Origin of the sequence: Corallococcus praedator, assembly GCF_003612125.1 — a bacterium.
Lineage (GTDB): Bacteria > Myxococcota > Myxococcia > Myxococcales > Myxococcaceae > Corallococcus > Corallococcus praedator.
This window is the reverse complement of record NZ_RAWI01000099.1, coordinates 1-25777: the sequence shown is the minus strand read 5'-3', so window position 1 is coordinate 25777 and position 25777 is coordinate 1. Positions and strand designations below refer to the sequence as shown.

18 protein-coding genes and 2 pseudogenes are annotated in these 25777 nt (G+C 69.2%); 2 read left to right on the top strand and 18 right to left on the bottom strand.

The window, feature by feature from the left end; all coding sequences use genetic code 11:
- From D7Y13_RS49515 to D7Y13_RS15425, 18 genes and pseudogenes are all read right to left on the bottom strand, one after another.
- Positions 1 to 113: pseudogene (locus tag D7Y13_RS49515) on the bottom strand (DUF4150 domain-containing protein); the annotation flags it as partial.
- Between the two features lie 33 nt (positions 114 to 146).
- A complete protein-coding gene (locus D7Y13_RS15505; RefSeq protein WP_120584332.1) occupies positions 147 to 1166 on the bottom strand; it encodes a DUF2169 family type VI secretion system accessory protein in 1020 nt (339 codons plus the stop codon).
- Positions 1167 to 1178: 12 nt separating this feature from the next.
- Positions 1179 to 1859 carry a hypothetical protein gene (locus tag D7Y13_RS15500; RefSeq protein ID WP_147444352.1) on the bottom strand — a complete coding sequence of 227 codons (681 nt, stop codon included), beginning with the start codon at positions 1857 to 1859 and terminating at the stop codon, positions 1179 to 1181.
- Between the two features lie 25 nt (positions 1860 to 1884).
- Positions 1885 to 2916, bottom strand: a complete 1032-nt coding sequence (locus D7Y13_RS15495; protein ID WP_120584330.1) for a hypothetical protein — start codon at positions 2914 to 2916, stop codon at positions 1885 to 1887.
- Positions 2917 to 2921: 5 nt separating this feature from the next.
- Positions 2922 to 5522: a type VI secretion system ATPase TssH gene (gene tssH / locus D7Y13_RS15490; protein ID WP_279637093.1), complete on the bottom strand. Its 2601-nt coding sequence runs from the start codon at positions 5520 to 5522 to the stop codon at positions 2922 to 2924.
- A 115-nt stretch (positions 5523 to 5637) separates the two neighbouring features.
- Complete coding sequence (gene tssG, locus D7Y13_RS15485; protein WP_199732819.1) at positions 5638 to 6684, bottom strand: type VI secretion system baseplate subunit TssG; 1047 nt, start codon at positions 6682 to 6684, stop codon at positions 5638 to 5640.
- Positions 6648 to 8402: a type VI secretion system baseplate subunit TssF gene (gene tssF, locus D7Y13_RS15480; RefSeq protein ID WP_120584328.1), complete on the bottom strand. Its 1755-nt coding sequence runs from the start codon at positions 8400 to 8402 to the stop codon at positions 6648 to 6650. Before tssF ends, tssG begins: the two co-directional genes overlap by 37 nt.
- 37 nt (positions 8403 to 8439) lie before the next feature.
- A complete protein-coding gene (gene tssE, locus D7Y13_RS15475; RefSeq protein ID WP_120533788.1) occupies positions 8440 to 8835 on the bottom strand; it encodes a type VI secretion system baseplate subunit TssE in 396 nt (131 codons plus the stop codon).
- A 66-nt stretch (positions 8836 to 8901) separates the two neighbouring features.
- Complete coding sequence (tssD, locus tag D7Y13_RS15470; RefSeq protein ID WP_120533789.1) at positions 8902 to 9393, bottom strand: type VI secretion system tube protein TssD; 492 nt, start codon at positions 9391 to 9393, stop codon at positions 8902 to 8904.
- Between the two features lie 128 nt (positions 9394 to 9521).
- Positions 9522 to 11012, bottom strand: a complete 1491-nt coding sequence (gene tssC / locus D7Y13_RS15465; RefSeq protein ID WP_120533790.1) for a type VI secretion system contractile sheath large subunit — start codon at positions 11010 to 11012, stop codon at positions 9522 to 9524.
- An 18-nt stretch (positions 11013 to 11030) separates the two neighbouring features.
- Positions 11031 to 11549 carry a type VI secretion system contractile sheath small subunit gene (gene tssB / locus D7Y13_RS15460; protein WP_120533791.1) on the bottom strand — a complete coding sequence of 173 codons (519 nt, stop codon included), beginning with the start codon at positions 11547 to 11549 and terminating at the stop codon, positions 11031 to 11033.
- A gap of 27 nt (positions 11550 to 11576) precedes the next feature.
- Entirely contained in the window at positions 11577 to 13271 is a 1695-nt protein-coding gene (gene tssA / locus D7Y13_RS15455) for a type VI secretion system protein TssA (RefSeq protein ID WP_120584327.1), read from the bottom strand.
- 8 nt (positions 13272 to 13279) lie between these two features.
- Positions 13280 to 14224 carry a type VI secretion system-associated protein TagF gene (gene tagF / locus D7Y13_RS15450; RefSeq protein WP_120584326.1) on the bottom strand — a complete coding sequence of 315 codons (945 nt, stop codon included), beginning with the start codon at positions 14222 to 14224 and terminating at the stop codon, positions 13280 to 13282.
- On the bottom strand, positions 14224 to 17880 hold the full coding sequence (gene tssM, locus D7Y13_RS15445; RefSeq protein WP_120533794.1) for a type VI secretion system membrane subunit TssM: 3657 nt from the start codon (positions 17878 to 17880) through the stop codon (positions 14224 to 14226). The genes tagF and tssM overlap by 1 nt, the downstream gene beginning before the upstream one ends.
- Positions 17877 to 18575 (bottom strand): DotU family type IV/VI secretion system protein, encoded by a 699-nt coding sequence (locus D7Y13_RS15440; protein ID WP_120533795.1) that lies wholly within the window; start codon positions 18573 to 18575, stop codon positions 17877 to 17879. The genes tssM and D7Y13_RS15440 overlap by 4 nt, the downstream gene beginning before the upstream one ends.
- A 50-nt stretch (positions 18576 to 18625) precedes the next feature.
- Positions 18626 to 19993, bottom strand: a complete 1368-nt coding sequence (gene tssK, locus D7Y13_RS15435) for a type VI secretion system baseplate subunit TssK (protein WP_120533796.1) — start codon at positions 19991 to 19993, stop codon at positions 18626 to 18628.
- Positions 19990 to 20586, bottom strand: a complete 597-nt coding sequence (gene tssJ, locus D7Y13_RS15430; protein ID WP_120533799.1) for a type VI secretion system lipoprotein TssJ — start codon at positions 20584 to 20586, stop codon at positions 19990 to 19992. Before tssJ ends, tssK begins: the two co-directional genes overlap by 4 nt.
- 72 nt (positions 20587 to 20658) lie before the next feature.
- On the bottom strand, positions 20659 to 22923 hold the full coding sequence (locus D7Y13_RS15425) for a type VI secretion system Vgr family protein (protein WP_120584325.1): 2265 nt from the start codon (positions 22921 to 22923) through the stop codon (positions 20659 to 20661).
- A 579-nt stretch (positions 22924 to 23502) separates the two neighbouring features.
- On the opposite strand from D7Y13_RS15425, the gene D7Y13_RS15420 reads away from it, so the two are divergent.
- Both D7Y13_RS15420 and D7Y13_RS15415 read left to right on the top strand, forming a co-directional pair.
- The gene (locus D7Y13_RS15420) at positions 23503 to 25014 is read left to right on the top strand and encodes an OmpA family protein (protein WP_233595675.1); all 1512 of its coding nucleotides are present in this window, start codon (positions 23503 to 23505) and stop codon (positions 25012 to 25014) included.
- Positions 25011 to 25777: pseudogene (locus tag D7Y13_RS15415) on the top strand (adventurous gliding motility protein AgmC); the annotation flags it as partial. The gene D7Y13_RS15420 and the pseudogene D7Y13_RS15415, both read left to right, overlap by 4 nt.

Below are 25777 nucleotides of genomic sequence, written 5' to 3'. Positions count from 1 at the left end.
GGGATGGGGCCTGCCGGGGATGGCGTTTTGCACACGTCTGGAAAAGCGACGGTGGTGCCATTGCTGTCCTTGGTGACTACTGACATTTTGTTCACGCCAGTGTTGATCGACATTGTCTTCCTTGCGTGTTGATGCTTCAGCCGCGATCAGAAGTCCTGGCCCGCCGTGATGCGCAGGCTTCGCACGTCGTGGATTCCGTCCCGCAGCACCACGTGCCCACGCCAGGTCAGCAGCACCTGTTCCTCATCCGTGTCCAGGATGACCGTGTCCAGGTGCAACTCGGGCCGGACGTCCTCGCCGCCTGTCTGCTCCACCAGGACATTCGGCGCGGGCTGTCCGGGCAGGTCGAAGGACAGTCGCCCCTTCGCGGACGCTCCCGCGATGACGATGGGTTCGTCGCCCTTCAGGTAGCCGGGGGCGATGAGACCCGGCGCGGCCGCGTTGAAGAAGCGCCGGTCAAAGTCCCGGGGCAACAGCGGCTTGCGTGTCTTGTTCCAGGCTTCGTCGTAGGTGCCCGCGTACCGTGCGCGCGGGTGCCAGTGCGGCGACGTGAAGCCGAAGCCCGCGGGCCTGACCTGCTGGCCGAAGTCGCGCAGCGGATCCTCGGGGTCTTCCAGGTTGGGGAGCGCCAGTCCTTCCTCGAAGTGGCGCGGACTCGCGCGGAAGCCCGTGCCCACGGGATTGCGTGGCTCGAAGGAGGGCTTCTGCGCATCCGTCTTGTCCCAGCCTCCAAAGGTGCGCTCCCACGTGAGGGGAATCCGTTCGAAGGGCAGGGGCTTCGTCGCGGCCACGCGTCCCAGGGTCTTGAACCACGTGCGCTCGCCCGTGACTCGCACCGCCTTCTTCAGCGGACCCACCTGGAGCGCCACCAGCGTCTCCGTCGCGCCGCTCCGGGGCGCGTGCGCATGCCCGAGCAGCACCACGTCCGTCGCGGGCTTGATGAAGGCTCCCTCGGATTCGTACCGGTCGCTGGACTCACCGGGCTTGCCCAGGGGCTCGCCGCTCCACTTGACGGGCACCTGCTGCCTCGCGAGCCGCAGCCCCGTCCCGGTCAGCGTGTACGTGGCCTTGATGACCACCAGGAGCAGGGGACGCCCTTCCTCGTCCGCCAGCCCCATCAGGCCCTGGGCGAACGGCGTTTCGTTCTCGATGGAGGGATGTCCCATGCCTGGATGTTCTCACTGCTCCACGGTGAAACCCTTGCGGAATCCCTGCACCGTTGGCGTGGGCCCCGGGCCCACCGTCACCGTGCCGGTGTCGCCCTCCAGCTCCGCTGACGTCTCCTTGCCCTTGACGAAGCGCACCGTCGCGATGCGCCGGATGGCATCACGTCCGTGCTTCTCGCTCCGCCCCAGCTCCTTCAACGCGTGCGAGGCGACGTTCAGCGCCAGCTCCAACGCCAGCCGTCCCGGCTCGTCGTCCAGCCCCACCCAGTCCACCTCGAAGCGCAGCACCTGTCCGCCCAGCGCACCTTCGCTCGGCCAGAACTGCTCCGTGATGCCCTTGGCAAGCTGCTCCGCCAGCTTCTGCACGTCCGACCGCGTGGGCAGGGGCCGCACCATGCCGGGCACCTGCGCCAGCTTGCCAGCGTCCGTCACCGTCACCGCCACCACCGACGCCAGGTCCACATACGTCACCGACTCGGAGCGCAACAGGCCCTCCTTCTTCAACGCGAGCAGCACCGCTTCCTTCGGAAGGAAGTCCAACAGCTCGCCGCTCACCTGATGGCCATGCGTCAGGTGCAGGGTGACGCCCACGGACGGCACGGCCTCTCCCGTCCGTCCTCGCGTCACCAGCAACGCGAGCTGCTCCAGCAACTTCTCGACACGCCGGGCCACCAACCGCTGCACGTTTTCCATGCGCATGCGCTCCTGGGCGGCGGGTTCAGGGCTTCGCGCCGGACGCGGTCTTCGGCGCGGCTTCCTTCGTGACCGACGGTGGAGTGCGTGGCAACACTTCCTGCTCCGGCAGCGGCTTCGCCCCGGCCAGGAGCTGCTGTTCAATCATCCGCACCCACAGCGAGGGCGCGCTGCCCTGCAGGACGTTGTCCTGCACCGTGAGCTCCCGGTGGTCCTGCGCACGGCGGTAGAGGCGCGGCGCCACGGCCGGCTGTGTCGGATCCGAATCCGTCACCTGCACCTGCTCCTGCACCGTGATGCCGTCCGCCTTGAACGACACCGTCGACGCCAGCTCGTACGTGCGACGCAGGCCGCTGGGCAGCGTGAAGGACAGCTCGCGGCTGAGCGGGAACCAGGCAGCGCCCAGGCAGGCCTTGTCCTTGCTGGACACCGCCTCACCGAAGAAGCGGTGGCTTCGCAGCGGCATGATGCGCACCGCGCGTCGGCACACCTGTTCCTCTGATGCATCGGTGGTGCAGGCGTCTCCCTCGGCCACCAGCACCTCCGTGCCCGCCACGTGCTCCATCCGCAACTGCGCGCGCAGTGGCAGCGCTCGCAGCGTGCCCAGGGCCTCCACGGAGAAGCCGGTCTCCGTCGTCAGCACCCTTGCGACGGGGCCTACGCCCTCGCCGTTGGTGTAGCGGCGCGTGATGACCCAGACCAGCCGCTCGCGGGCCTGGGTCGTCACCATCACCAGGTCCTCCTCCGTCAGCTTCTCCGCCGGCGGAAGGGGTTCGGAGGGTGGGCCTGCTTCGCGGCATTCGTCCAGCACCGGGTCCTGCCAGACGACCGGCGCGCCCGAGCAGTCCACCGCGGGCCTGGGCACCACGTTGCGCTCCTTGTCGTAGCCGTGCAGCAGCAGCGCGAACCAAACGTCCGGCGTGGGCGCGGAGCGCACGTTGAGGTCCGCGTCCCTCTGGCAGAGCTGGGGCGCGGGCTTCGTGGTGGCGCAGCCCGTCTGCAGCGTCAGCGCGACACCTGTGAGCATCACCAGTTGTTTCATCATGGAGGTCGCCATGGGGCTCAGGCTCCGGAGAACTGGAGCGACCAGTCTCCTTCGGCGGTCAGTGCGATGTGCAGACGGGGCGGAACCTCGCCGCCCGCCAGCTTCTGCAACAACTCCCGGGACAGCGCCGGCATCAGCGAACCCTGGAGGATCTGCTCCAGGTTGCGGGCTCCCGTCTCGGACTCCGTGCAGCGGCGGGCAAGCTCGTCCAGCAGCTCCGGCGCCAGCGTCGTCTCCACGCCGTGCGCCGCGCGCACGCGGCCCACCAGCTTGTCGAGCTTCATCTCCGCGATCTGCCGCATCACGTCGCGCTGCACCGGTCCGAACGGCACGATGGTCATGCGCGCCAGCAGCGCCGGCTTGAAGTGCTGACTCAAGGCCGGGCGGATCGCCGCCATCACCTGGTCCGACGTGGGCGCCGCGTCCCCGTCGAACATCCGCATCACGATGTCCGACGCCAGGTTGCTCGTCAGGATGATGACCGTGTTGCGGAAGTCCACGGCGCGGCCCTCGCCGTCCGTCAGCATTCCCTTGTCGAACACCTGATAGAAGAGGTTCATCACCTCCAGGTCGGCCTTCTCGCACTCGTCGAGCAGCACCACGGAGTAGGGCCGCTGGCGCACGGCTTCCGTCAACAGGCCGCCCTCGCCGTAGCCCACGTAGCCCGGCGGCGAACCGATGAGCCGCGACACGGTGTGCTTCTCCTGGAACTCGCTCATGTTGAGCGTCGTCATGAACCGCTCGCCGCCATAGAGGCTGTCGGCCAGCGCCAGCGCCGTCTCCGTCTTGCCCACGCCGCTGGGCCCCACGAAGAGCACCACGCCAATGGGCGTGTCCGGGTTGCGGATGCCCGCCTGCGAGATGCGGATGATCTCCGCCACCTTGCGCACCGCCGCGTCCTGCCCCCGCACGCGCGACGCGAGCTTCGACTCCAGGCTCAGCACCGCTTCAATCAGGTCGCTGCGCATCTTGCCCACGGGCACGCCCGTCCAACTGGACACGACCCGCGCCACGATGTCCGCGTCCACGTCCGCGTGGACCAGCGGCTCCTCGCCACGCACCCGGGCCAGCGCCAACGACGCCGCGTCCACTTCCTCCTTCAGCGCCTGCCGGTCCGCGTCCGGCGCAGACGTGGCGAGCGCCTTCCTCGCCGCGGACAGCCTCGCCACCCCCGCGCGCTCCGTCTCCCAGCGCCCGTGCAGCGTGGCCAGCTGATCCCTCACCGCGCTCAGTCGCGACTCCACCTGCTCCACCGCGTCCGCGTCTCCGGGGTGGCCCTCCGACAGGTCCCGCTTGCGCGCGTCGCGCTCGCGCTCCAGGCCGGCGATCTGCTGCTCCAGGGCCACCAGCTCATCGGGCCGCGTCGACTGCTCGATCTTCACGCGCGCCGCCGCCGTATCGAGCAGGTCCACGGCCTTGTCCGGAAGCTGCCGGCCGGAGATGTATCGCTGCGACAGTCTCACCGCGGCCGTGACGGCCTCGTCGCGGATGGTGACGCCGTGCGCGGCCTCGTAGGTTGCACGCAGGCCCCGCAGCATCAGCTCCGCGTCCTCGACGCCCGGCTCCTCCACCTTCACCGGCTGGAAGCGGCGCTCCAGCGCGGCGTCCTTCTCGAAGTACTTCTTGTATTCGCTCCAGGTGGTGGCCGCGAGCGTGCGCAGCTCGCCTCGCGCGAGCGCCGGCTTGAGCAGGTTCGCCGCGTCGCTGCCTCCCGCCGAACCTCCCGCGCCGATGATGGTGTGCGCCTCGTCGATGAAGAGCACGATGGGGGTGGGGGAGGCCTTCACCTCGGAGATGACGGCCTTGAGGCGGTTCTCGAACTCACCTCGCACGCCCGCACCGGCTTGCAAGAGGCCCAGGTCCAGGCCCAGCAGCTCCACGTTCTTCAGCGCGTCGGGCACCTCGCCCTTGACGATGGCCCACGCGAGCCCCTCCACCAGCGCCGTCTTTCCCACGCCCGGCTCGCCCACCAGGATGGGGTTGTTCTTCCGGCGCCGCGACAGGATGTCCACCATCTGGCGGATCTCCCGGTGCCTGCCGAAGATGGGATCGATCTTCCCCTCGCGCACCCGCCCCGTGAACGACGTGGTGAAGCGCTTGAGGGACTCGTCCCCGCGTCCTCCCGACTGCGCTGGGTTGGAGGCGCCCGCTGGCGTGCCCTCCGGAGGCGCGGCCTCCACCGTCTCCGCGGACGGGCGCAGCACCACCTCCAGCGCGTCCATCAGCTCGTCGCGCGAGATGGCGTCCAGCTCCGGGAAGGTCTCCGCCGTGTAGCGGTTCCTCCGGGTGATGAACTGGGCGAACAACACGCCCGAGCGCAGGCGCGTGGCGCCCTGTTCCACCGACGCCTGCAACCACGCGTCTTCAATCCACTGGAAGAGCGTCTCGGAGAACACGGGCCGGCCCGGCGTCCCGGCGCGCATGCCCTGGAGGGCCCGGTCCACGCTGGCCGCCAGCTTCCGGCGGTCCACGTGGAAGTGGCTCAGGATGCGCGCGACGTCGGAGTCCTCCGCCTCCAGCAACTGCGCGAGCAGGTGCTCGACGACGATTTCATAGAAGCGGCCCGTGCTCGCGCGCGCGACAGCCGCCTCCAGCAGGCGGGTGGACGTGGGCGTCAGGCGACGGACGAGCGCCTTGGGATCGACACGAATGGGAACACCCTCCTCGACGGCATGAAAGGAAAGTCCCGGTACCCCGGGGGCCGTGAGCCCCGGAGCGCCGGTGGCGCGAAGCTCACGCGCCCGGAACGCTCAGCCGGTTCTGGTGGCCGTTGCCCAGCCAGGTGTCCCGGCCGAGCCGCGACGCCTTGTGGTTGTACATGGACAGGAAGAAGGTCTGGCTGACGCTCTCGGTGAGCCCCAGCTCCAGCTCGTACTCCAGCGGATCCCGCAGGAAGAGCGCCATCACCTCGCGCACCATCGGCAGGAGGTTGCCGTCCGGCAGCAGCCGCTTGTAGGCCCGGGGCGGGAGCGGCGCGATGGCGATCTGCATCTTCCCCGTCCGGTCAAACGCCTTGCCCCCCAGCAGCATGTTGCGCCCCAGCTGGTTGAACGAATGCCCCAGCCGCGCCCGCGCGTCGATGTCCACCCAGCGCCCCACGAACTGGCGCACCGTGACGGTGGCCCCCTCCAGGTCCTCGCCCAGCGCCTCCTGGAGCGCGACCTCCAGCTTCTCCGCGGTGCGCACCTGGTTGGCCAGGAGCGGCACGATTCTCAGCAGCCGTGAGATGGGCAGCTTGCTGTCCGCGTGCTGCTCGTAGGTGTCGAACCCCGCCAACGCCAGCAGCCTCCGCGACCACTGGTCCGTGAAGCCCGTGTTGGATTCACTGGTGACGCGGTAGCGCGTCTCCAGCCGGTAGAGCAGCGACAAGAGCCGGTGGTGGAAGAGGTCCAGGAACTCCCTGCGCACGGCGTGGTCCGGATCCTCCTGGGCCACCTCCTCCGCCAGGTACATGGGCAGCGGGCTGACCGTGCCGGTGAGCCCCAGGAAGCGCGTGGCGACCTCGAAGAGCGGACGGCGCGCGTGCGGATCCTCCGCGCGTACCGGCACCTCGCGCAGCGTGACGCTGCTCACGTCCCCGGAGGAGAAGCCCAGCGACGGATCATGCCGGAAGCGGATCATCTCCTCGCTCACCGGCCCCACGTCGCCCACCCGCACGGCGCCCTCCGTCAGGCGCTCCAGGTAGGCCACGAGCGGAAAGAACCCCAGCCGGGGCGCCGCCTCCTCCAGCTCGCGGCTGGCCGCTACGAGATGCGCTGGGAGCCGTTCCTCGGGCGCCACGAGAACTCCGTCTGAGAGGGGTGGAGGCGGACGTTCAACTCGCTGAACGAGTTGATGGTCACGTTCGAGGCCAGCAGCTCATCCAGGATGCAGCCGAAGAGGAAGGCGTCTCCCACCCCCTGGAAGTTCTTCTCGTCCACGTCGATGGTCGTGAGGCTGCCGCGCAGGGGCGCGCCCTCCAGGAAGCGCGTCACCGGCTTCGCGTTCAGCGCCTGCACCGCGTCCACGCGCTGCCGGCTGGCGCGCGAGGCCAGGTTGTCCGCCAGCGCCTGGAAGTTGTAGAGGTCCAGCAGCCGCCGCAGCGCCGCCGCGTCCGACAGCGAGCGCTGGTTGACGGCCAGGTGCGAGAGCAGCCGCCAGTGCAGCTCCGAGCCCAGCGGCGCCCGCGCGGGCCGGCTCAGCGGCGCGATGTTCTTGAACTTCGCCTGCGTGGGCGACGCCGACGTGGACACCGTGAGGTCGCCCACCTGGAGCCGCGACGGCAGCGAACGGTTGGTGCACGTCAGGTCGATGGAGAGCACCTCCTCCGAACCCAGCAGCGGCGCCACGTCACGCGGCGTCTCCAGCGTGAGGTACGTGTCGATGCCGTCGTCGATGGGCGAGTGCACCCGCCGCTGGCGGAAGAAGGACGTCTCCGCGCCCTCGCCCCGGGTGTGCTCGAAGTCGAAGAAGGGATGGTACGCACGGCGCTCGTTGCGCCCGGCCTGCATGCCCGTCACCGCGTCCACCGAATAGATCTCCGCGTGCTGCGGCGGCAGGTCCGAGGCCCGCAGCAGGTGCTCGCGGTCCAGTGCGTGGTGGAGGATGGGGTCCGCCGGCACCTGGAACAGGTTGATGACCGGCGCGCAGTGCAGGCGGAACATCTCCCGGGTGATGCGCGCGTCCATCGGCGGGGGACGCTCCAGCTCGAAGGCGATCTCGAACTTGTCCTCCGTGACGAAGGAGGCGGCGGCATCCAGGCCGCGCACGTCGAAGAACAGGAACTTCTCCGGCAGCGTGAAGTACTCCTGGAGCAGCCGGTAGCCCTCCGTGGCCCGGGGCCAGGGCAGCAGCTTGAAGTCGCGCTCGAACCCCGTGGCGCGCACCGCGTCCTGCGGCAGCCGGAGGCCCGGACCGGTGTCGGAGGCCCCGCGCACGCGCACGGCCTTGCAGTAGCGCAGGAGCCACAAGAGCACGAGCGAGCTGGCGGACAGCTCCCCGTGGATGAAGAGCCGCACGCCCGCGGCGCGGAACACCTCCGCGCGGCCCTGCTCGTGCGTCTGGAAGAACAGGCGCAGCACGGGCGACGTCAGGGACGAACGGTCCAACATCGCGTCCTGGAGCGTCAGCGGCATCAGGTCCACGTCGGACGTGGTGCGGAAGACGCAGGACGTGCCGTCCATCGGCTGCGACGCCACCTCCGCGCCCGCGGGGATGCGCGAGCGCCCGCGCAGCGCGCGGACCTGGGGCGTGAACTCCACGATGGTGGTGGCGGGCAGGGGCCGCAGGTAGTGGGGCAGCAGCAATTCCGTGAGGCCGTGCACCATCTCCGGGACGTTGTCGTCCAGGCGCTCGCGGATGCGGGCGGTGAGGAAGGCGAAGCCCTCCAGCAGGCGCTCCACGTCCGGGTCCGCGCCGCGCTCCACCAGCAGGCCCGCGACGCTGGGGTTCGCAAGCCCGAAGGCGCGCCCCATCTCCCGCAGGTAGCTCAACTCACTCAGGTAGTACTTGCTGAACATCCCCGTCCCCCGTCTCGTCGTGCGCCGCTGACCGCGCTCACCACAGCTCCACCTTGCCGCCCGGGTGGACGTGCGTGTGGAACCGGAGGGCGCCGCGCTGGCCCTTCCAGGACAGCTGCGCGCTGATGTCGAACATCAGCGCCGTCGGGTCGTCCTCGTTCGGCTGGTGCGTCACCACCACGCTCTTCAGGCGCGGCTCGAACTCCTGGATGGCCATGCGGATGGACTGCTGCATCTTCGGGATGGCGGACGGGTACATGTGCACGACGTCGTTGAAGTCGAGGATGCCGAAGTTCGGCGCCGCGGCGGATTCACCCCGACGCGTGTTGAGCAGCACGCGCAGGTGCGCGGCCACCGACTCCACGATGTCCCCCTGGGACACCAGTGAGCCCTGGCCTGCCGCGATGCGGGAAAGCAGTCCTCGTTCGGCCATGGGGGCTTGGGGGCGGACGCGAAGCGCCCTTCCCATGTCTTGGAAGGGCGCCCCGCGAAAGGGTGACTAGCGCTGCGTCGCCCAGGAGTCCTCGTGCGTCACGCCACCGTTCGTGTACGTCCAGTTGATGGTGTGGAACACGAAGGTGACCTCCTCCAGGGGCGGCTCGGTGGAGGTGGCGGGGATGATGGTGTTGGGCACCGTCTGCTTGATGCTGCCGATGCGGCCCTGGGCGAAGCCCACCGTGTAGAACTGCTCGGTGGTGCCGTCACCCGTGGGGTTGGGGCGGAAGAACTTCAGCACGCCTTCCACCACCTGGTTCTCCGCGAGCGCCTTCATGAGCAGCGGCGAGCTCTTGTCGATGCGCTTGCGGATGAGCAGGGGCGGGTACTGGCGGCGCCCCGTGGCCAGGCCGGAGCCCGCCTCGCGGGCCGTGATGACCTCCTGCTCGTAGTAGACGCACTCGATGGAGCCTTCACGACCGAGGCTCGTCTGGGTGCTCTCGCCCTTGATGTCGCTGCCGTTCGCCTTCAGGTACAGATGTACTGTCTCAGCCATTTTCGGCCACCTCGTGCGCGGCTTCTTGCCCGCGCGTTGGACCCGGCCCGCGGGAGGGCGGATCGGGTGTGATGGAGCCCCCCGACTGCTTGGGCATTACGACAGGCGATTTGCGATGCGAGAGGGGCTCACTCCTTGTCGAGCTTTCCAACCAACGACAGCGTGAAGGACACGCCCATGTATTTGAAATGCGGGCGCACCTGCAGGTTGCAGCGGTACCAGCCCGGCTGGCCCTCCACGTCCTCCACCGTCACGCGAGCTGCGCGCAGCGGGCGGCGCGAGCGCACCGCGGGCGCCGGATCATCCATGTCCGCGATGTACTGGCTCATCCACTGGTTGAGTTCGCGCTCCAGGTCCGCGCGCTCCTTCCAGCTGCCAATCTGCTCGCGCTGCAGCACCTTCACGTAGTGCGCGAGCCGGGTCATGATGAACATGTACGGCAGCTGCGTGCCCAGCCGGTAGTTGGTCTCCGCCGCCTTGCCCTCCGGCGACGAGCCGAAGAACTTGGGCTTCTGCGTGGAGTTGGCGGAGAAGAACGCCGCGTTGTCCGCGTCCTTGCGGAACACCAGGCCGATGAAGCCCTCCTCGGAGAGCTCGAACTCGCGGCGCTCCGTGAGCATGACCTCCGTGGGGATCTTCGTCTGGATCTCCCCCATGGCCTCGTACTGGTGCAGGGGCAGCGTCTCCACCGCGCCGCCGGACTGCGGCCCGATGATGTTCGGGCTCCAGCGGAACTTGCCGAACGAGTCCGTCACGCGCGTGGCGAACGCCGTGGAGGCGTAGCCCCACAGGTAGCGATCATGGTGGCCGACGACGTCCTCGGTGAAGTTGAACGCCTTCACCGGCACCGTCTTCTCCCCGTACGGCAGCCGCAGGAGGAAGCGCGGCAGGCACAGGCCCACGTAGCGCGCGTCCTCGCTCTCCCGGAAGGAGTGCCAGCGCGCGTACTGGGGGCCCTCGAAGAAGGACTTGAGGTCCTTCAGGTTCGGCAGGTTGAGGAAGCTCTCCTCGCCGAAGAACTCCGGGCTGGCGTTGGCGATGAACGGCGCGTGCGCCATGGCGGCCACGGACGCGCACTTGCGCAGCAGGTCCACGTCCTGCGGGCCGGGCCCGAAGTCGTAGTTGCCGGTGATGAGGCCGTAGGGCTTGCCGCCGAAGACGCCGTACTCGTTGGAGTAGGCGATGCGGTACAGGCCCGACTTCACCACCTCCGGCGCGTCGTCGAAGTCCTTGAGCAGGTCCGCCTTGGAGACGTTGAGCATCTCCACGCGGGTGTTCTCGCGGAAGTCCACGCGGTCCACCAGGAACTTCAGCGAGCGCCAGGACGACTCCAGCGTCTGGAACTGCTTGTCGTGGAGGATCTCATTGACCTGCGCGCTCATGCGCTGGTCGATCTCCGCGATCATCGCGTCCACGAGCGCCTTGTCGATGCGCTCCTCGCCACGGTCCGGCGCCAGCATCTCCGTGATGAAGGCCTGCACGCCCTTGCGGGCAATGTCATAGCCCTCGTCCTTGGGCTTGAGCTTCGCCTCGGAGAGGATTTCGTCGAGCAACGAGTTGGAGCCGAGAGCGATCGCGGCGTCCGCGGCGGGGGTCTGGGTCTGGGTTTGCGTGCTCATGTTCGCGCTCGTTTCGGATTACTTGGTCGGGGCGGAGGCGGCGGCGATGTCTTCGGGCTTGAGTCCCAGCTCCTCGATGAGCTTCTTGCGGCCCTCCTCATCGTTGAGCATGGACTGCAGCTTCTTGCGGAAGGCCGGGAGGTTGCCCAGGGGGCCCTTGAGCGCGTTGAGCGCGTTTCTCAGCTCCAGCAGCTTCTTGAGTTCGGGCACCTGGTTGACGACGCTTTCGGGCGCGAAGTCAGACAGGTTCTTGAACTGGAGGTTGACGGACAGGGTCGCGCCCGCCTCGCTGGAGAGCTTGTCGGCGGCGGAGAGGGTGACGCGCAGGTCCTGCTGGGCCATCACCTCGTTGAAATTGCTCTTGTCGACGTTGATGGGCGCGCGCTGCTCCAGCGGACGGTCATCCTCACGACCGGTGAAGTCTCCCATCACGAGAGTCTTCAGCGGCAGTTCCACCTGCTCCTGCGCATTGCCGGTGGCCGGCTTGTAGACGATGTTGACGCGTTCGGTCGGGGCGACGGAGTTTTCCTTGCTCATCTTCGGCTTTCTCCTGGGGTGAAACGGTTAGGACGCGGTCGTGTCCGGGGCGGACTCCGCAGTCGCTTCCAATCGTTCGACGCGCACGCGCAACGCGGCCGGTGCATCGAGTTGCGCGAGACGACGATAACGAAGGTGTAAGTCCATTTCCAGACGCCCAGTGAAATTTGTCTGGGCAAAGGTGCAGGTCAGGAATCCCTCAAGGCACGCGGCCGCGAGCGCGGGATCCCAGGCATCCAGCTGCCGTGCGCTGCATTCCTCATCGAGCAGCTCATACAGCGTCCGCGCGAGTAAGAGATTGCCGGAGTTGGCACACATGCGTGCCAGGGACAGGCGCGCGATGAAGCGGGCCCGTCCCGTGGTGGCTGCGTTCACCGCGCCCTGGAGGCGCTGAAAGGCCTCTTCCGGTTTGCCTGCTTCCAGCAGGATGCGGGCCTCTTCCTGCAAGGCCGCGCTGGTGCCGGTGGCGGGCGTCTCGAATTGGGGGGCGGGCAGGAAGATGCGTGCGGCCCGGGGTGTCGTGCCGGCGGGCTGGCTCGCGGGCGAGGCCCGGGACGCCACCTCCGTCTGGAGCCACTGCTTCGTCGCGGCATCCGTCAGGGGCGTGCCGTCCGACGCCACCAGGTCCACCACCCCGGGCATCCGGCGCAGCAGCGCCGCCAGCTCCAGCACCAGCGCCTCGCGCGCACCCGCGTGGGTCGCGCCCAGGCCCGCCAGCGCGTTCACGACGTGGCGCTGCAACTCCAGCGCGAAGCGGTGCTGCACCAGCGCGGACTCGGCTTCTTCCAGCAGCTCCGCCCACCGGGCGTGGGTGGCCATGCGCTCCAACCGCTCACGCAGCGCGGGCGGGAAGGGCGGCAGCGAGGTGCGCGCGTTGGCGCCCGGCGCGGGCGGCTGCGACAGGTGCAGCCACAGGCCCGTGCGGAGCATCCGGTAGGCGAGCGGGTCCGCGGTGTTCGCGCGTCGCACCAGGCCCGCCGCGCTCACGAGCGAGCCACCGACGTTGCGCAGGAAGTCCGTCGCGGCCTCGGGGCTCGCCAGCTCCGCGGAGGGCGGGGGCAGGGAGAGCGCGGGCGCCGGAGCCTGCGCGGCCACTGGAGACTGCGCGGGCGTGGGCGCCGTGGGCGCGGCGACGGGGACTGGCGCGGGTTCGGGCGTCTGGAGCGACGCTCGCAGCCGCATCACCCCTTCCAGCAATGGCCCGAAGGCAGGGCCCTGTCCCTCGAAGCGGGCGCGCGACAGCTCCGCGAGCCGCGCGGCCGCTTCCGAGAGCTGGCCCAGGAGGTCGCTGTCGGCGGCGGTCACTTTCACGGAGGGGAGCACGCGGCCCATGCGCTCCACGAACCAGGTCACCGCGTTCGCCCGGCCGCGCAGGCGCTTCGCGTCCGGGAAGAGGGTGGGCCAGTACTGGTCGGTGACTTCCGCCAGCACGACCATGCCGGTGAGGGCGCCGGACAGGCCCTCCGTCATGTACATCCCGTAGGCGAGGTAGGACGCGAGCCACAGGTCCTTGGTGGTGTGCTGGAGCAGCTGGCCGGAGCCCCGCACGACGCCGGCCCAGTCCACCGCGTCGCTGGCGGGCGACTCGAGCTTGGCGACCTCCGTGGACACGGCCTCGTAGGCCGGGTCGTGCTTCGCCTGCACGCCGGACGGCTTGTCCTCGGAGATGGGCTCCAGCCAGGGACGGGTGCGCGCGCGAAGGAGTTCAGCGGAGGCGGTCATGGCGGGTGTCAGACCTTCCGTGCGACGGCGCGCAGGAGCTGTTCAATGGAGCTGGTGGACGCGTCGAGCACCTCGCGCTGCGCAGGGCTCAGGGCCCGCTTCGCGCTGGCGAGCGCGGCGGTGCGCTGGGTCTTGAGCGGCCAGAGCTGCGCGCTCGCGAGGTCGGGCTGGGCCACGTACAGGAGGAGGGCGGCCGACGGCGCGCCCAGGCACAGGAGCAGCCGGGGCCGGTCTCCCTCCGACCAGAGGAACCCCGGCGCCGTGGACGGCCAGCGCAACAGCCGCGATGCCAGCTCCAGCCAGGCCACCGGGCCCAGGCGTCCGTCCAGCGGGCAGTCCAGGACCACCTGGGCCAGTCCCTGCTCGCGGTGGCGCTCGCCCTCGCACGCGGTGAGGAAGGTGTGCAGCGCGTAGTAGCGGCCTTCCGCGGGTGCGTCCGTGCATATGGGCTGGAGCAGCTCCGCGCAGGAGTGCTCCGAGAGGATGGTGGCGCGCAGCCGCTCCGCCAGCTTGAAGTCGCTGGGGCGGGGCAGGCGCAGTTGGGCCGCCCGCTCCAGCAGTTCGGGGATGCCCATTCGGGGTGCGTCCTGGACCAGCTCGGTGCCCGCCCGGAGGAAGGCTTCGAACGCCTCCGGCAGCAATGCGTACCGGTCCGCCAGCTCCGTGGCGGGCAGCTCGGTGAAGACGGCCAGGGGGAAGCCCCGGCCCACGCTGTCCGCGCTCGCGGTGACGACGCCCACCAACGCGCTCGGATGCCCCGGCGCGGTGAAGACGAAGCGGTGCGGCGTCGCGGGCAGCTCCGCGCGTGCGCGCTGCACGCGGGCCATGCCCTCCTCCAGCCAGCGGTGGAGCTGCTGGGCGAGGGGGCTGGCCGTGTTGTGCCGGACGAACTCCGCGTGCCGTGGCGTCTTGCCGAGCAGGCCGATCCGATGTGCGGGCGGGACCACCCTCATCAGGGAGGCCCGTCCTGCGCCACGAGGTGATTGCCGCCGCAGTCCGTGTCCCCGCGCGCGATGCCCCGGGGGGGCTGCAGGCCGGGGTCGCGGAAGATGTGCATCAGCTTGCCCTTGTTGCCGGACAGGCCGAAGAACGGGTTGCTGGTGCGCTCCGGACGGATGTCGATGGAGACGAGCGCGCCCTTCATGTCCTCCATCTCCCAGGTGGCGGTGAAGTAGCGGCCGTCCGCGCTGGGCTCGATGCGCTTCACCCGCTCCAGCAGGCGGAAGAGGCCCCACTCGCCGGGCTCGTCGATGTCGCCCGTGGCCCCGGACGCGTGCTCGACGTGGATGTGCGCCCCGAGCTTGCCGGCCTGCCCGGGCCAGGTCATGGGCTTCCACACCGTGTCCGGGCCGTTGCGGTACGTCTCATCCGTGCCGTCGAGCGTGAAGGAGACCGCGGAGATCTCCGACGCGGCGTTGTCCGCGGACGTGCCCGCGCGGATGCGGACCTGGAAGCGCACCAGCGGCTCCACGGAGTCCCCCGTGAAGAGCGTGCTCGCCAGCACGCCGCTCTTCTCCAGGAAGGTCAGCAGCTCCGGCTGGTAGTTGGCTCCGCTCTGCGGGGACACGAACTCCCACTTGCGGCCCTTGGGGGCCACGTCCTCCAGGAGCTGCTCGCGGTAGAACTTGCGGATGGCGCCGCCCTCCAGGCGCAGGTAGTCCGCCACCTCCGGCAACGGCGCTTCGAGGAGCGAGGCCCGGGCGAACGGATAGCGGCCGGCCATGAGCTGCTCGTAGGGTTTGACGATCTGCTCGCACCACAGCCGGCTCTTGCCGTTCGCGACGCCCTTGTAGACGATGACGTGAACGTCCCGCAGCGGCGGCAGCAACAGCCGCTCCAGGATGGCGGCGCCGCTCTCCTGCTTGCGGATGAGCAGCTCCACCGCCTCCCGCGTCTGCTTGATGCGATCAAGCAGCAGGCGCGACTCCGCGGGCTTCTCCTTCACGGCGAGCAGCGTGTTCTGCACGACCGCGAGGTGGTCCTGGTAGAGCTCGAGCGCCGTGGGGCTCTCTTCCTTGTCGTCGGTCTTGTTCTTCTGCGTGGTGAAGACGATGAGCGGCGCGAAGGCCCGCTCCACGTCACGCGGCATCAGCTCCTGCACGCCGGTGGGGGAGCGTTCGTCGACGAGCTTCGCGGCGCTCTTCGTCGCGTCGTCCTTCTCCGACCCCATCAGCCGCTGCACCCAGTTCGGCGCCGTGTCCTCCTGGGCGCCGGCGGCCTTCTTCTCCAACTGCACGTTGTGACGGACGGCATCGAAGAGGCGCACGTACGGGGCCGGGTTGCCGCGCAGGAGGCTGTCGACCAGCTCCTGCGTCTGGTCCAGGTCCTTGGGCTCCTGGACGCGGATGGAGCGCAGGAAGTCGAACCACTCCTGGATGTAGGACTCGAAGTAGTTCGTGCGCAGCTGGGCGCGCGTGGCCTTCTCGTCCTCCGCCGAGTCCCGGTCGAGCACCCATGTCTGGCGGTTCTCGAAGGCGGTGGCGAGGCGGGGCTTCACCACGTTCTCCCACGCGTTCTTCGTGAAGGCGCCGCGGATGCGCTTGCCAGCGTGGATGGCGGGGACCGCCCCCACCAGCTCCTCCAGCGCGACCTCGGGGTACTCCCGGCTGGCGTCGGCGATGATCTGCTCCAGCTCCAGCGTGGCCAGCGGCACGCGGTTGAGCGCCCGGCGGGCCGCGCGCACCACGCGCTCATCGCGCGGGAAGGCCAGCCGATCCGGCTCCTCCGCGAGCATGCGGATGTACGTCGCGGCGTGCTTGCTGATGGTCTGCTCGAGGTCCACCTGGCCCGTCGTGCCCTTCACGTTGGTCCAGTGCTCCACCATCTTGCGCACCAGCCACTCGCGGTGGGCCTCGTCGAGCTCCGGCTCCCCCTGGGCTCGCGGCTGGGTGATGAGCAGGTACATCTTCAGGTCCTCGAAGTGCTTGCGGTAGTCCTCCGAGCTGGGCTTCCAGTCCAGGCGCGTCTGGTTCTGGGAGAAGAGCATCAGGCTCTGCTGGATGCGCTCGTACTGGAGCCCCAGCAGCACGCGGCGCAGCGCCGAGTCGTAGAACGACTGCGCCACGGGGAAGAGCTGGTCGCCCTTGTACATGCCGAAGCGCATCCACAGCGGGACGCCCTCGGTGCGGTGTTGGGTGAGCGCCTGGAGCTGCTTGCGCAGCGGCGTGAGGTCCTGCACGCGGCTGATGTCGTCCTTGCGGTCGGAGTTCACCGCCGTGATGGCGTCGCGCACCTCCTGCGCCAGCTCCCGGTTCTTGAAGAAGGAGAGGGTGGGCAGGCACAGCACCAGCGCCGTCGCCGCGAAGGCCGCGCCCGCCAGCGCGAGCCGCCGCTTGCGCAGCCGCAGCTCCTCCGCCGAGCTGCGCACGGCGACCTTCTGGTCCAGGAACATCACCTTCGTGAAGACGTCCCAGAGGAAGTAGCTGCGGCCCTCGGCGGTGGTCTCCGCCTGCGGGCGCCCGTTGGTCGTTCCGAACACGTCGCCCGCGGAGGGCGCCACCAGCTCCACCGAGCGCACGTCCTGGGTGGCGCTGGTGAAGTACAGGCCTCGGAACACCGGCGTGTCCTGGAAGATGTTCTCCAGGAAGAGCGGCTGGACGAACTCCGACAGCGTCTTGCGGAGCGCGTCGAACTTCTGGGGGAACTGGTGGATGCGCTCGCGCGTCTCCTGCTGGCGCTCCTCGCCGATGCGCTTGATGGAGCGCTGCTCCAGCACCGCCGTGAGTTCATCGAAGCGCTGCAACAGCAGCTCCGTGGACGCCTCCTTCTGCGCGTCCATGGGGATGGTGAAGCCCCAGAGCTGTCCGCGCTCGGAGCGGGGCAGGTCGGAGAACATCTCCACGAAGCCGGGCAGCAGGTCGCACTTGGTGACCATCAGGTAGACGGGCACCAGCATCCGCAGCCGGGAGGTGATTTCATCCAGGCGCTCACGGATGCCCTGGCCCAGCTCGCCCGCGGCCTGCGGGTCCATGGTCAACAGCTCGTCGATGCTCACCGCCACGATGAGGCCGTTGATGGGCCGGCGCGGGCGGTGTTTGATCAGCGTGTCGAGGAAGGCGAGCCACTCCGGACGCTCGTCCTCGCTGGCGACGTAGCGGCCCGCCGTGTCGAGGATGACGGCCTCGTTGGTGAGCCACCAGTCGCAGTTGCGAGTGCCGCCCACGCCCCGGACGCCGCCGCCCTTGCTGGAGGACAGGTAGGGGAACTTCAGCCCGGAGTTGCGCAGCGCCGTGCTCTTGCCGGCGCCCGGCGGGCCGACGATGAGGTACCAGGGCAGCACCGCCAGCGCGTCCTTGCCGCCGCGCGACAGCTTGGAGGTCTTGAGCGCCTCCACCGCCTTGGTGAACTCCGCCTGCATCGCCTTGATCTCCGGTTGGAGATCCGGCCGCACCGTCTTGAGCTCTTCCGCGGCCTGCTGCTGGAGGGCGCCCTCCAGGTTCTTGGCCGCCTTCCGGGCGCGGATGCGCTTGACGATCCACGCGCCGCCCAGCACCAGCAGCGTCACGCTGGCGACGGCGATCGCGACCCAGAGCGGCGGCAGGTGCAGCTTGAGGATGGCGGCCCCGCCCAGGCCCAGCAGCGCCATGAAGAAGAGGAGGTAGGCGATCACGGGGCAGCGCCTCCGTTGGCGTTCTTCGCCACGTGGAGCTCGATGTCCTTCATGAACATCTTCAGGGTGTTATCGAGGCTGAAGAGCAGCCCGCCGTACATCAGCAGCGCGGCCACCAGCGCCCCCGCTGCGATGGACACGATGGAGGCCTTCTTGCGCGCGGAGAACAGCGCCTCGGTGGGACGCTCACCGTGCGGCGACAGCACGTCGAAGTCGAACGGCCGCGCGCGCTGGAGGTCCTTCGCCACGGTGTCGATGAGCGTCATCAGCTCCAGCTCGCCGCCGCGGATGCGGTAGCGGCCCTGGAAGCCGAAGAGCATGCAGAGGTAGTAGACGCGCAGGACGTCCGCGCGGTGCGGGTCCTTGCGCACGGCGTGCAACCGGCTGAAGAAGCCGTCACCGGCCACGTTCTCGTTGAAGTAGTGCAGCTGGAGCAGGTGGCTCATCCAGAACTGCCGGTAGGGCTCCGGCTTGCCCAGCACCACTTCGTCCAGCAGCGCGACCAGCGCGTAGGCCATGTCCTGGGCGTCCTGGTGACTGAAGCCCAGCACGGCGGAGCGGCGCAGCAGTTCGTCCACGACCCCGCGAAGCTGGAAGTGCAGCTTCTCCGGCGGAGCCACCGAGGCAGCGTCCGAACGTCGGAGCTGGATGGCGGCGTCGAGGCAATCCTTGGTGGCTTCGTTGACTCGGTCCATGGGAGGGCGGCCATGCCGGGACGCTTGAAGGAGCGTCCGGTCGAAAGGGGCTAGCGGTTGGAGGTGGGGACGGCGAGCAGTTCCACGCTGGTGGTGCCCACGTCGAAGGGCTGCGGCAGGTAGAGCGCGAGCGTCCGGTCGCGCAGGGCGTTCTTCCAGTAGCCGTCCTGAAGCGCGAGCGTGAAGTAGACGACCCCCGGCCGCACCGGCACCTCCGGCGGCGGGCGGTACGTCACCTCCAGGGGCACGCCGGGGGCGGCGGCCTGCACCAGGCCCTGGATGTCGCCCCAGCTGGCCATCTTGGACAGCTTCGGAAGCTGTTCGGCGACCACCTTCTCCGGCAGGTCGCTGCGGATGGTGAGCAGGAACTGGCCGCACCGCTCCAGCCGCTCGTCCTCCAGCTTCCCGCGGAAGAGCCGGTCCGCGCCGGCCTCCATCGCGACGGTGAGGCACTGCTCCAGCGCCACCGCGTGCATCAGCTCCCCGATGCGCCGGAACAGCTCCTCGAAGGTGGCGCGCAGGTTGATGAACTGGAAGGCGGGCAGGGTGGACGGATCCGCGTTCACCGCGAAGGTGCACAGCTGCCCCGCGAACTGGCTGAGCAGCAGGTACAGCGACTGCGGCCGCAGGTTGCCCGCGTCCAGCGCGTGCTGCACCACGGGGATGATGCCGTTGAGCGCGTTGAGCTCCAGGAAGAGCGTCACGTCCGACGCGGTGAACTCCAGCGCGGACGCGTCCCGGTGCCGGCGGCGCGAGGACAGCTGCCGCTGCTTGGACACCAGCAGCCGCAGGAGCGTGCGCAGCTCGTTCGTGATGGACGAGGACGCGTCGATGCGCAGGCACGGCGGGATGTACGAGGGGACCAGCGTCAGGTTGCCGGCCTTGTCCCGCTCCAGCTCCGCGATCTTGATGGCCTCGTAGTCGTCCCGCTGCTCGGTGCCGAAGAGCAGCCGCACGTTGCGCTGGCCGAAGGACACCGGGACGATGGAGGTGGACGACGTGAGGTCGCTGATGGGCCGGGTGGACGGGGTGTAGCGCGGGCTGCCGCCCACCTTGTCCGTGCCGCCGTAGCTCTCCACGCCGCTGCGCTCACGCGGCACGCCGATGAACACGTCCAGCACGCGCTGGGCGGGAGGAAAGGCGCCGTCCGCGGGGCGCGCGGCCGGGGCCTCCGGGTCGCCACTCTGCAGCGACACGGGCAGGCCGTCCGGGAGGATGCCGGTGAAGCTGGAGAGCTGCACCAGGCCCGCGCGCAGCGACTCCATGTCGAACGACTGGGACACCACGCCCCACGGGTACGGCTCCAGCGAGCCCAGCCGCGTGTCCAGCAGGGCCTCGTGGTAGATGTCCATCTGCTGGAGGTGGTGGGGGCTCATGAACATGCCCTCCGACCACACGACGCGTTGAGGGGACTTCATGCACCTCTCCGGGGCTCCGGCGTCACACCGGGGGATGGCTGCTGAGAAGGCTCCGGCACCCAGGTGGACATGGGCGGCTGGAGCAGAAGGTCGATCTGGTAGCCCTGCAGGCGGTATCTCAGCTCCTGGTCGCCCTGCTTGGGCGCCCCCAGGTCCCCGCCCGCGGGACGCTCCACGCACTGCTCTTCCGGCACCGGCGGCAGCACCGCCACCGTGCGCCACGAGTAGCCCAGCGGCTGGCGGAAGTGGCCCATGGTCAGCACGAAGTGGGCCTTGGGGTCGCGCTGCAACCAGCGCTGGTTCGTCTGGCCGGGCGCGACGACGAACTCCGCGGACTGGAGCAGATCATCCTTGAGCAGGTCCTCCGCGCGGCCCCACAGGTCGCGGAAGCTGGCGCGCTCCAGCCGGGCGCTGTCCTTGAGCTGGAGGACCCGCACCACCGTGGGCAGCGAGCGCCCCCGGGGATCTGGATTGACCTGTTCGGAGACGTTGAGCACCACGTGGAAGGGGGGCGGCGTCTCGCATTGCTGGGCCACGCGTTTCACGCACCCCGTGGCCGTCAGCGAGGCCACGAAGCAGACGAGAAGCGGCATGGCGCGCGTGAGGAATTCCTGGGTGCGCATCATTGGATGGAGGAACGGCTGCGTCTGGAAGGCAATGGCGGCCTAGTTCTCGGAGATCTTCGAGCCCTTGATGATCACGTCGCCGCTCGCGGTGACTTCAATCTTCGCGCCCTTGATGACCACGTCTCCGTTCTTCTTCACCTGGAGGGTGGCGGACCCGACCTTCAAGGTGAATTGCTCCTGGGCCACCAGGGCAATCTCCTTGGCGGAGAGCGTGTAGGCGTCCTTGACGGCGTGATTGAGTTTTCCCCCCACGCTCAAAAGCAGATCCTTCTCCACCTTCAGGGTGCGCGACTTCTGCACCTCTTCGGACAGGTCTCCTCCGACCTGGAGGCTGCGTGAGCCTTTGACGGTCTCGGATTTCCGGGCGCCAACGACCTCCACCTTGGCGCCGCCGACCTGTTCGGACTTGAGGCCGCCCACCAGTTCATTGAATGCCGCGCCCACGGTGACGGCGAGCGCGCCGCCCACGTTGAGCATCTTTCCCAGACCCACGGTTTCAGCGGAGGCCAGCGTGACGGACACGCTCTGGTTTCCACTCACGGCCACCGACTGGTCGCCCGTCACCGCTTCGCTGTGATTGCCCATCACGGTGGTGGAGCGGTTGCCCGTCACGGCCAGGGCCTGGTTGCCGCCCACCACGGAGTCGTCGTTCTTCTTCACCTCAAGGGACTGGTTGCCCTCGATGGTGCGGCTGCGGTCCTTCTTGACGAGGAGCGTCTCGTTGCCGCCCACCAGCTGCGTCTTGTCGTTCTCGACGACGATGTTGAGGTCCTTCTGGGCGTGGAAGTAGACCTCCTCGGAGCCCGCGGCGTCCTCGAAGCGCAGCTCGTTGAAGCCGTCGCCTCCGGGGCTGGAGCTGGAGCGCAGCGTGCTCTTCGTCTTCTCCGCGGGCAGGTCGATGGGCGGCGGGTTCTGCCCGTTGTAGACGCTGCCGGTGATGATGGGCCGGTCCGGATCTCCCTCCAGGAACTCGACGACGACCTCCTGGCCGATGCGCGGCAGGTACAGGGCGCCCCAGCCGGGGCCCGCCCACGCCTGGCTCACGCGGATCCAGCAGGAGCTCTTGTCGTCGCTCTTGCCCTCGCGGTCCCAGTGGAACTGGACCTTGATGCGGCCGTGCGAGTCGGTGTGGATCTCCTCCCCGGCGGGGCCCACGACGATGGCCGTCTGCGCGCCCGGGATGACGGGGCGGGGCGTGCTGCGAAGCGGCCGGAAGGGCACCGTGGCCGGCTGGCAGAGGAATTCGTTGAGGTAGCCCTCCTTCGTGCCCAGCGAAGCCTGCTCGGCCACCAGGGCCTCGGCCTGGTGGCCGGTGTGCCGCACGGAGAGGGGCAGGTACTTGCGGTTGAGGGCGCTGTCCGGGTGCTCGGCCAGCTCGAAGGTGTGGCCCGCGCAGATGCGCCGGCTGTAGCTGGCGCCGGACACGGTCTCCACCCGGGCGCGCAGCTCCTCCAGGCGGATCTTCGCGAGCGCCTTGCCCGCGCCGGGGTCCTCGTAGAGGCCCGGGTAGTCGTAGATCTCCAGGGCGGACTCGCCGTCGTCGGCGCTGGTGGTCGCGCCCAGGTCCTGCGCGGGGCGGGTGAAGTTGAAGTCCCGCATCGCCACCGCGCCCGGCTGGACCTCCAGCTTCGCGCAGAGCGAGTGGACGAACTCCTTCTCCGCCACCATCCGGGAGCGCTCGCGGAAGACGAGCTTCGGCTCGCCCATCATGTCCGGGTTGGCGGACGCGGCGTCACCGAGCACCAGCGTGTGCGCGTCCTCGCCGTGCTCGAAGAGGTAGAAGATGCCCTCCTCCTCCAGGAGCCGGGAGATGAAGTCGAGGTCGGACTCGCGGTACTGCACGCAGTAGTCGCGCTTGCGGTAGCTGCTGGAGAGCGCCAGCCGGTGCTCCACCTGTCCCTGCTCGAGCACCTTGTGCACGATCTGCGGGACGGTCAGCTCCTGGAAGATGCGGCTGCGGCGCGTGTGCCGCAGCGTCCACAGGCGGGGCACCACCGTCACGCCGTAGCGCCGACGCTGGGGACCGGTGCCTTCGTCCCGGCGGTCGATGCGGGCGACGACGCCATGGAAGAAGCGGGCGGTGCCATCCCCCAACTGCACGGTGAGCCGCGCGTTCTTGCCCAGGAGCGCCGTGTCGTCCAGCTCCACGTCTGGCTTCGGCGTCAGGGCGACTTCGATGGAGTAGGGCTGTGAGAGGGTCTCATCCGCTTCGAAGCCCAGGACGGTGACGTCGTCCGCCGTGTGCGGCCCGAGCTGGAAGTCGAATTCCGTCTGGTTCGCCAGCAGCGCAGCATTCGCGATCATTGTATCTCCCGCGCCACGGAAGCCCCCGGGGTCACCAGACACCTGCGCAGAAAGCAGGGGTGATCGCCTGACAAATTAGAAACACGCGGCGGCCCGGGTCCGCAAGTGCTTGCGGGATCAAAAAAAGCATTTCTTCACGAAGGGTCCTGGTTGTCCCTGGCCCTGGTATGGTGTTGTGCAAGGACGGGGGCCATGGATCGCGGTGCGACATGGATGCGGGGGCCCACGCCAGCAATACCCTCCGGGAGCGCGATGAAACGAAGGATCCTCCTGTGCCAGCTGCAAGTGCTGTCGCTCGTCCTGGCCTCGGCCACGACCCTTGCCCAGACGCCGCTGCCCGGCATCGAGCTGGAGCGGCTGGAGCTGAACCCTGGCGCGGAGGGTTCACTCGTCGTGAGTCTGGGACAGCTTCTCCCAGCCGGTCAATATCGGGCGACCGTGGCCATGCAGTACGCACACGATCCCCTCCTATTTGAACGGGATGGTGAGGCTTTCCGGGTTGTCGGGAGTCGGGCGACGACACATCTGGCTGTAGCGTATTCCGTTACAAATTGGCTTCAGTTCGGCCTTCAGCTTCCGGTGGTCGCGTTCCAGAGCGGCTCGGATCTGGCGGGTGAGAACATCACGCGGCCCGCGAGCTTCGCGCTGGGGACGCCTTCGGCCAGTGCGCGGGTGGGGATCCTCACGCAAGACAATGAAGGGGGCGTGGATCTGGCGTTGGAGATGGGGGTGGGATTGCCGGTCGGCAGTCGGGAGGGGCTCACGCGGGACGACGCGCTCCGGCTGGCGCCCCGGCTGATGGTGGGGCGGCACTTCGGGTTCCTGCGGGGAGGGCTGGAGGTCGGGTTCCTGAGCCGGCCGCAGCAGGCGCTCACGCAGCGGCCGGGCATCCTGGTGGACGAGGTGGGCAACGAGCTGAGGATCGGCGCGGCGCTCGCGACCACCGGACGGCGGCTGCGCTGGGAGCTGAACGTGCGGGGCATGGTGCCGCTGACGGAGCAGCCCGGGGCGGTGGAACTGCTGCCGGGGGCGCGCTACCTGGTGAAGCCGTCCTTCGAGCTGTTCGCGCTCGGGGGCGTGGGCGTGGGCAGCGCGCCGGGCACGCCGCTCTTCCGGTTGATGGTGGGTGGAGCCTTCGGTGACGTGACGCCGGAGCGCGGGCCGGGCGAGTCCTCCGTCAACTGCGAGCCGGGGCTGCCGCACACGATTGAAGAGTGCCCGGAGATGGACGAGGACCACGATGGGGTGCGCAACGGCCTGGACCGCTGTCCGATGGTGCCCGGCACGCTGGAGCGCAACGGCTGCGAGAAGATGGACACGGACTCCGACGGTCTGGAGGACGCGCTGGACATGTGCCCGGTGGAGCCCGGTCCGGCTTCCAGCCAGGGCTGCCCGCTGCGCGACACGGACAAGGACGGCACGGAGGACGACTCGGACACGTGTCCGAACGAAGCGGGGCCCCCTGAGAACCAGGGCTGCCCGGTGCGCGACGCGGACAAGGACGGGCTCGACAACGACAAGGACGCGTGCCCGAACGAGGCGGGCCCCGTCGAGCGCGACGGCTGCCCGGAGACGGACACGGACAAGGACGGCGTGCCCAACCGCATCGACAGCTGCGCCAACGAGGCCGGCCCCTACGACAACCTGGGCTGCCCGCAGCACATCTACCCGCTGGTGGTGCTCCACCCGACGCGGTTGGAGGCGCGCGGGAAGATCTACTTCGAGCCCGCGCAGACGCGCGTCAGCTCGCGCTCCAACCCGGTGCTTGACTGGGTGGCGCAGGTCATCCTGGAGCACCCGGAGTTCCCGCTCATCGCGGTGGGTGCGCACACCGACGACCGGGGCCTGCCGGAGGCGAACCGCCAGTTGTCGCAGGGGCGTGCGGCGGCGGTGCGCCAGTACCTGATCAGCAAGAAGGTCCCGCCCGAGCGCCTCGCGGCCTACGGGTACGGACAGGATCGTCCCATCGACAGCAACCTGACCTCCGTCGGCCGGGAGAACAACCGCCGCGTGGAGTTCCTGATCGTCGACCCGCAGGCGGAGAAGCCAGTGAGCCCCCGGCGTGAGCCCGGCTCCGGAGAGACCCGATGATGAAGCCCTCGATGCTCAAGGCGCTGGTGGTGGGCGTGGTGCTGGTGGGGACCGCCGTGCTGGCCACGCCGGACCTGTTCTTCCTCGGATTCGGAGGCATCCACCACACCGCGCGGGGCCCGGACAGCGTGATCAATGACTATGCCCAGGTGACGCGTGCGGTCGCCGCGGGCGGCAGCCGGATCCCCGTGGGTTCCGTCCGAGGCTTCGGGGGGGGAGATCTGGTGTTGGTGATCCAGATGCAGGGCGTTGATTCGTCGCTGCAGGGGACCAACCCGGCGTCCATCGATCTCTCCGGAGGCCCGGTGGGGAACTGGGAACTGGCACGGGTCGACCGGGTTCACTATGGCCAGGAGGCGGAGCTGATGTTGAGGGCGCCCCTGCTCCATGCGTATGCGGGGACCGTCACCCAGGTGGTCCGCGTCCCGGAGTACGAGGACGTCCTCATTCCCAAGGGGACGAGCCTCGTCGCCCGCGAGTGGGATGGCAGCACGGGAGGGGTCCTGGCGTTCCTGGCGCGGGGGACGGTGACGAACAACGGGTTGATCGACGCCAGCGGCAAGGGCTTTCGCGGGGGCGTCTTCGTTCCGGGGCGCGACGACGCGACGGGTTGCACCGACCTGGAGCGGTCATCGATGGGGGCTGGACCCTGGCAGGGCGAGGGGGTGGATCCCCTCCGCTACGGCGACCTGGAGTTCGGATGGATTCCTTCCGCCAACGGTGGCGGTGGCGGTGTGTGCCGGCAGTCCGGAGGCGGCGGAGG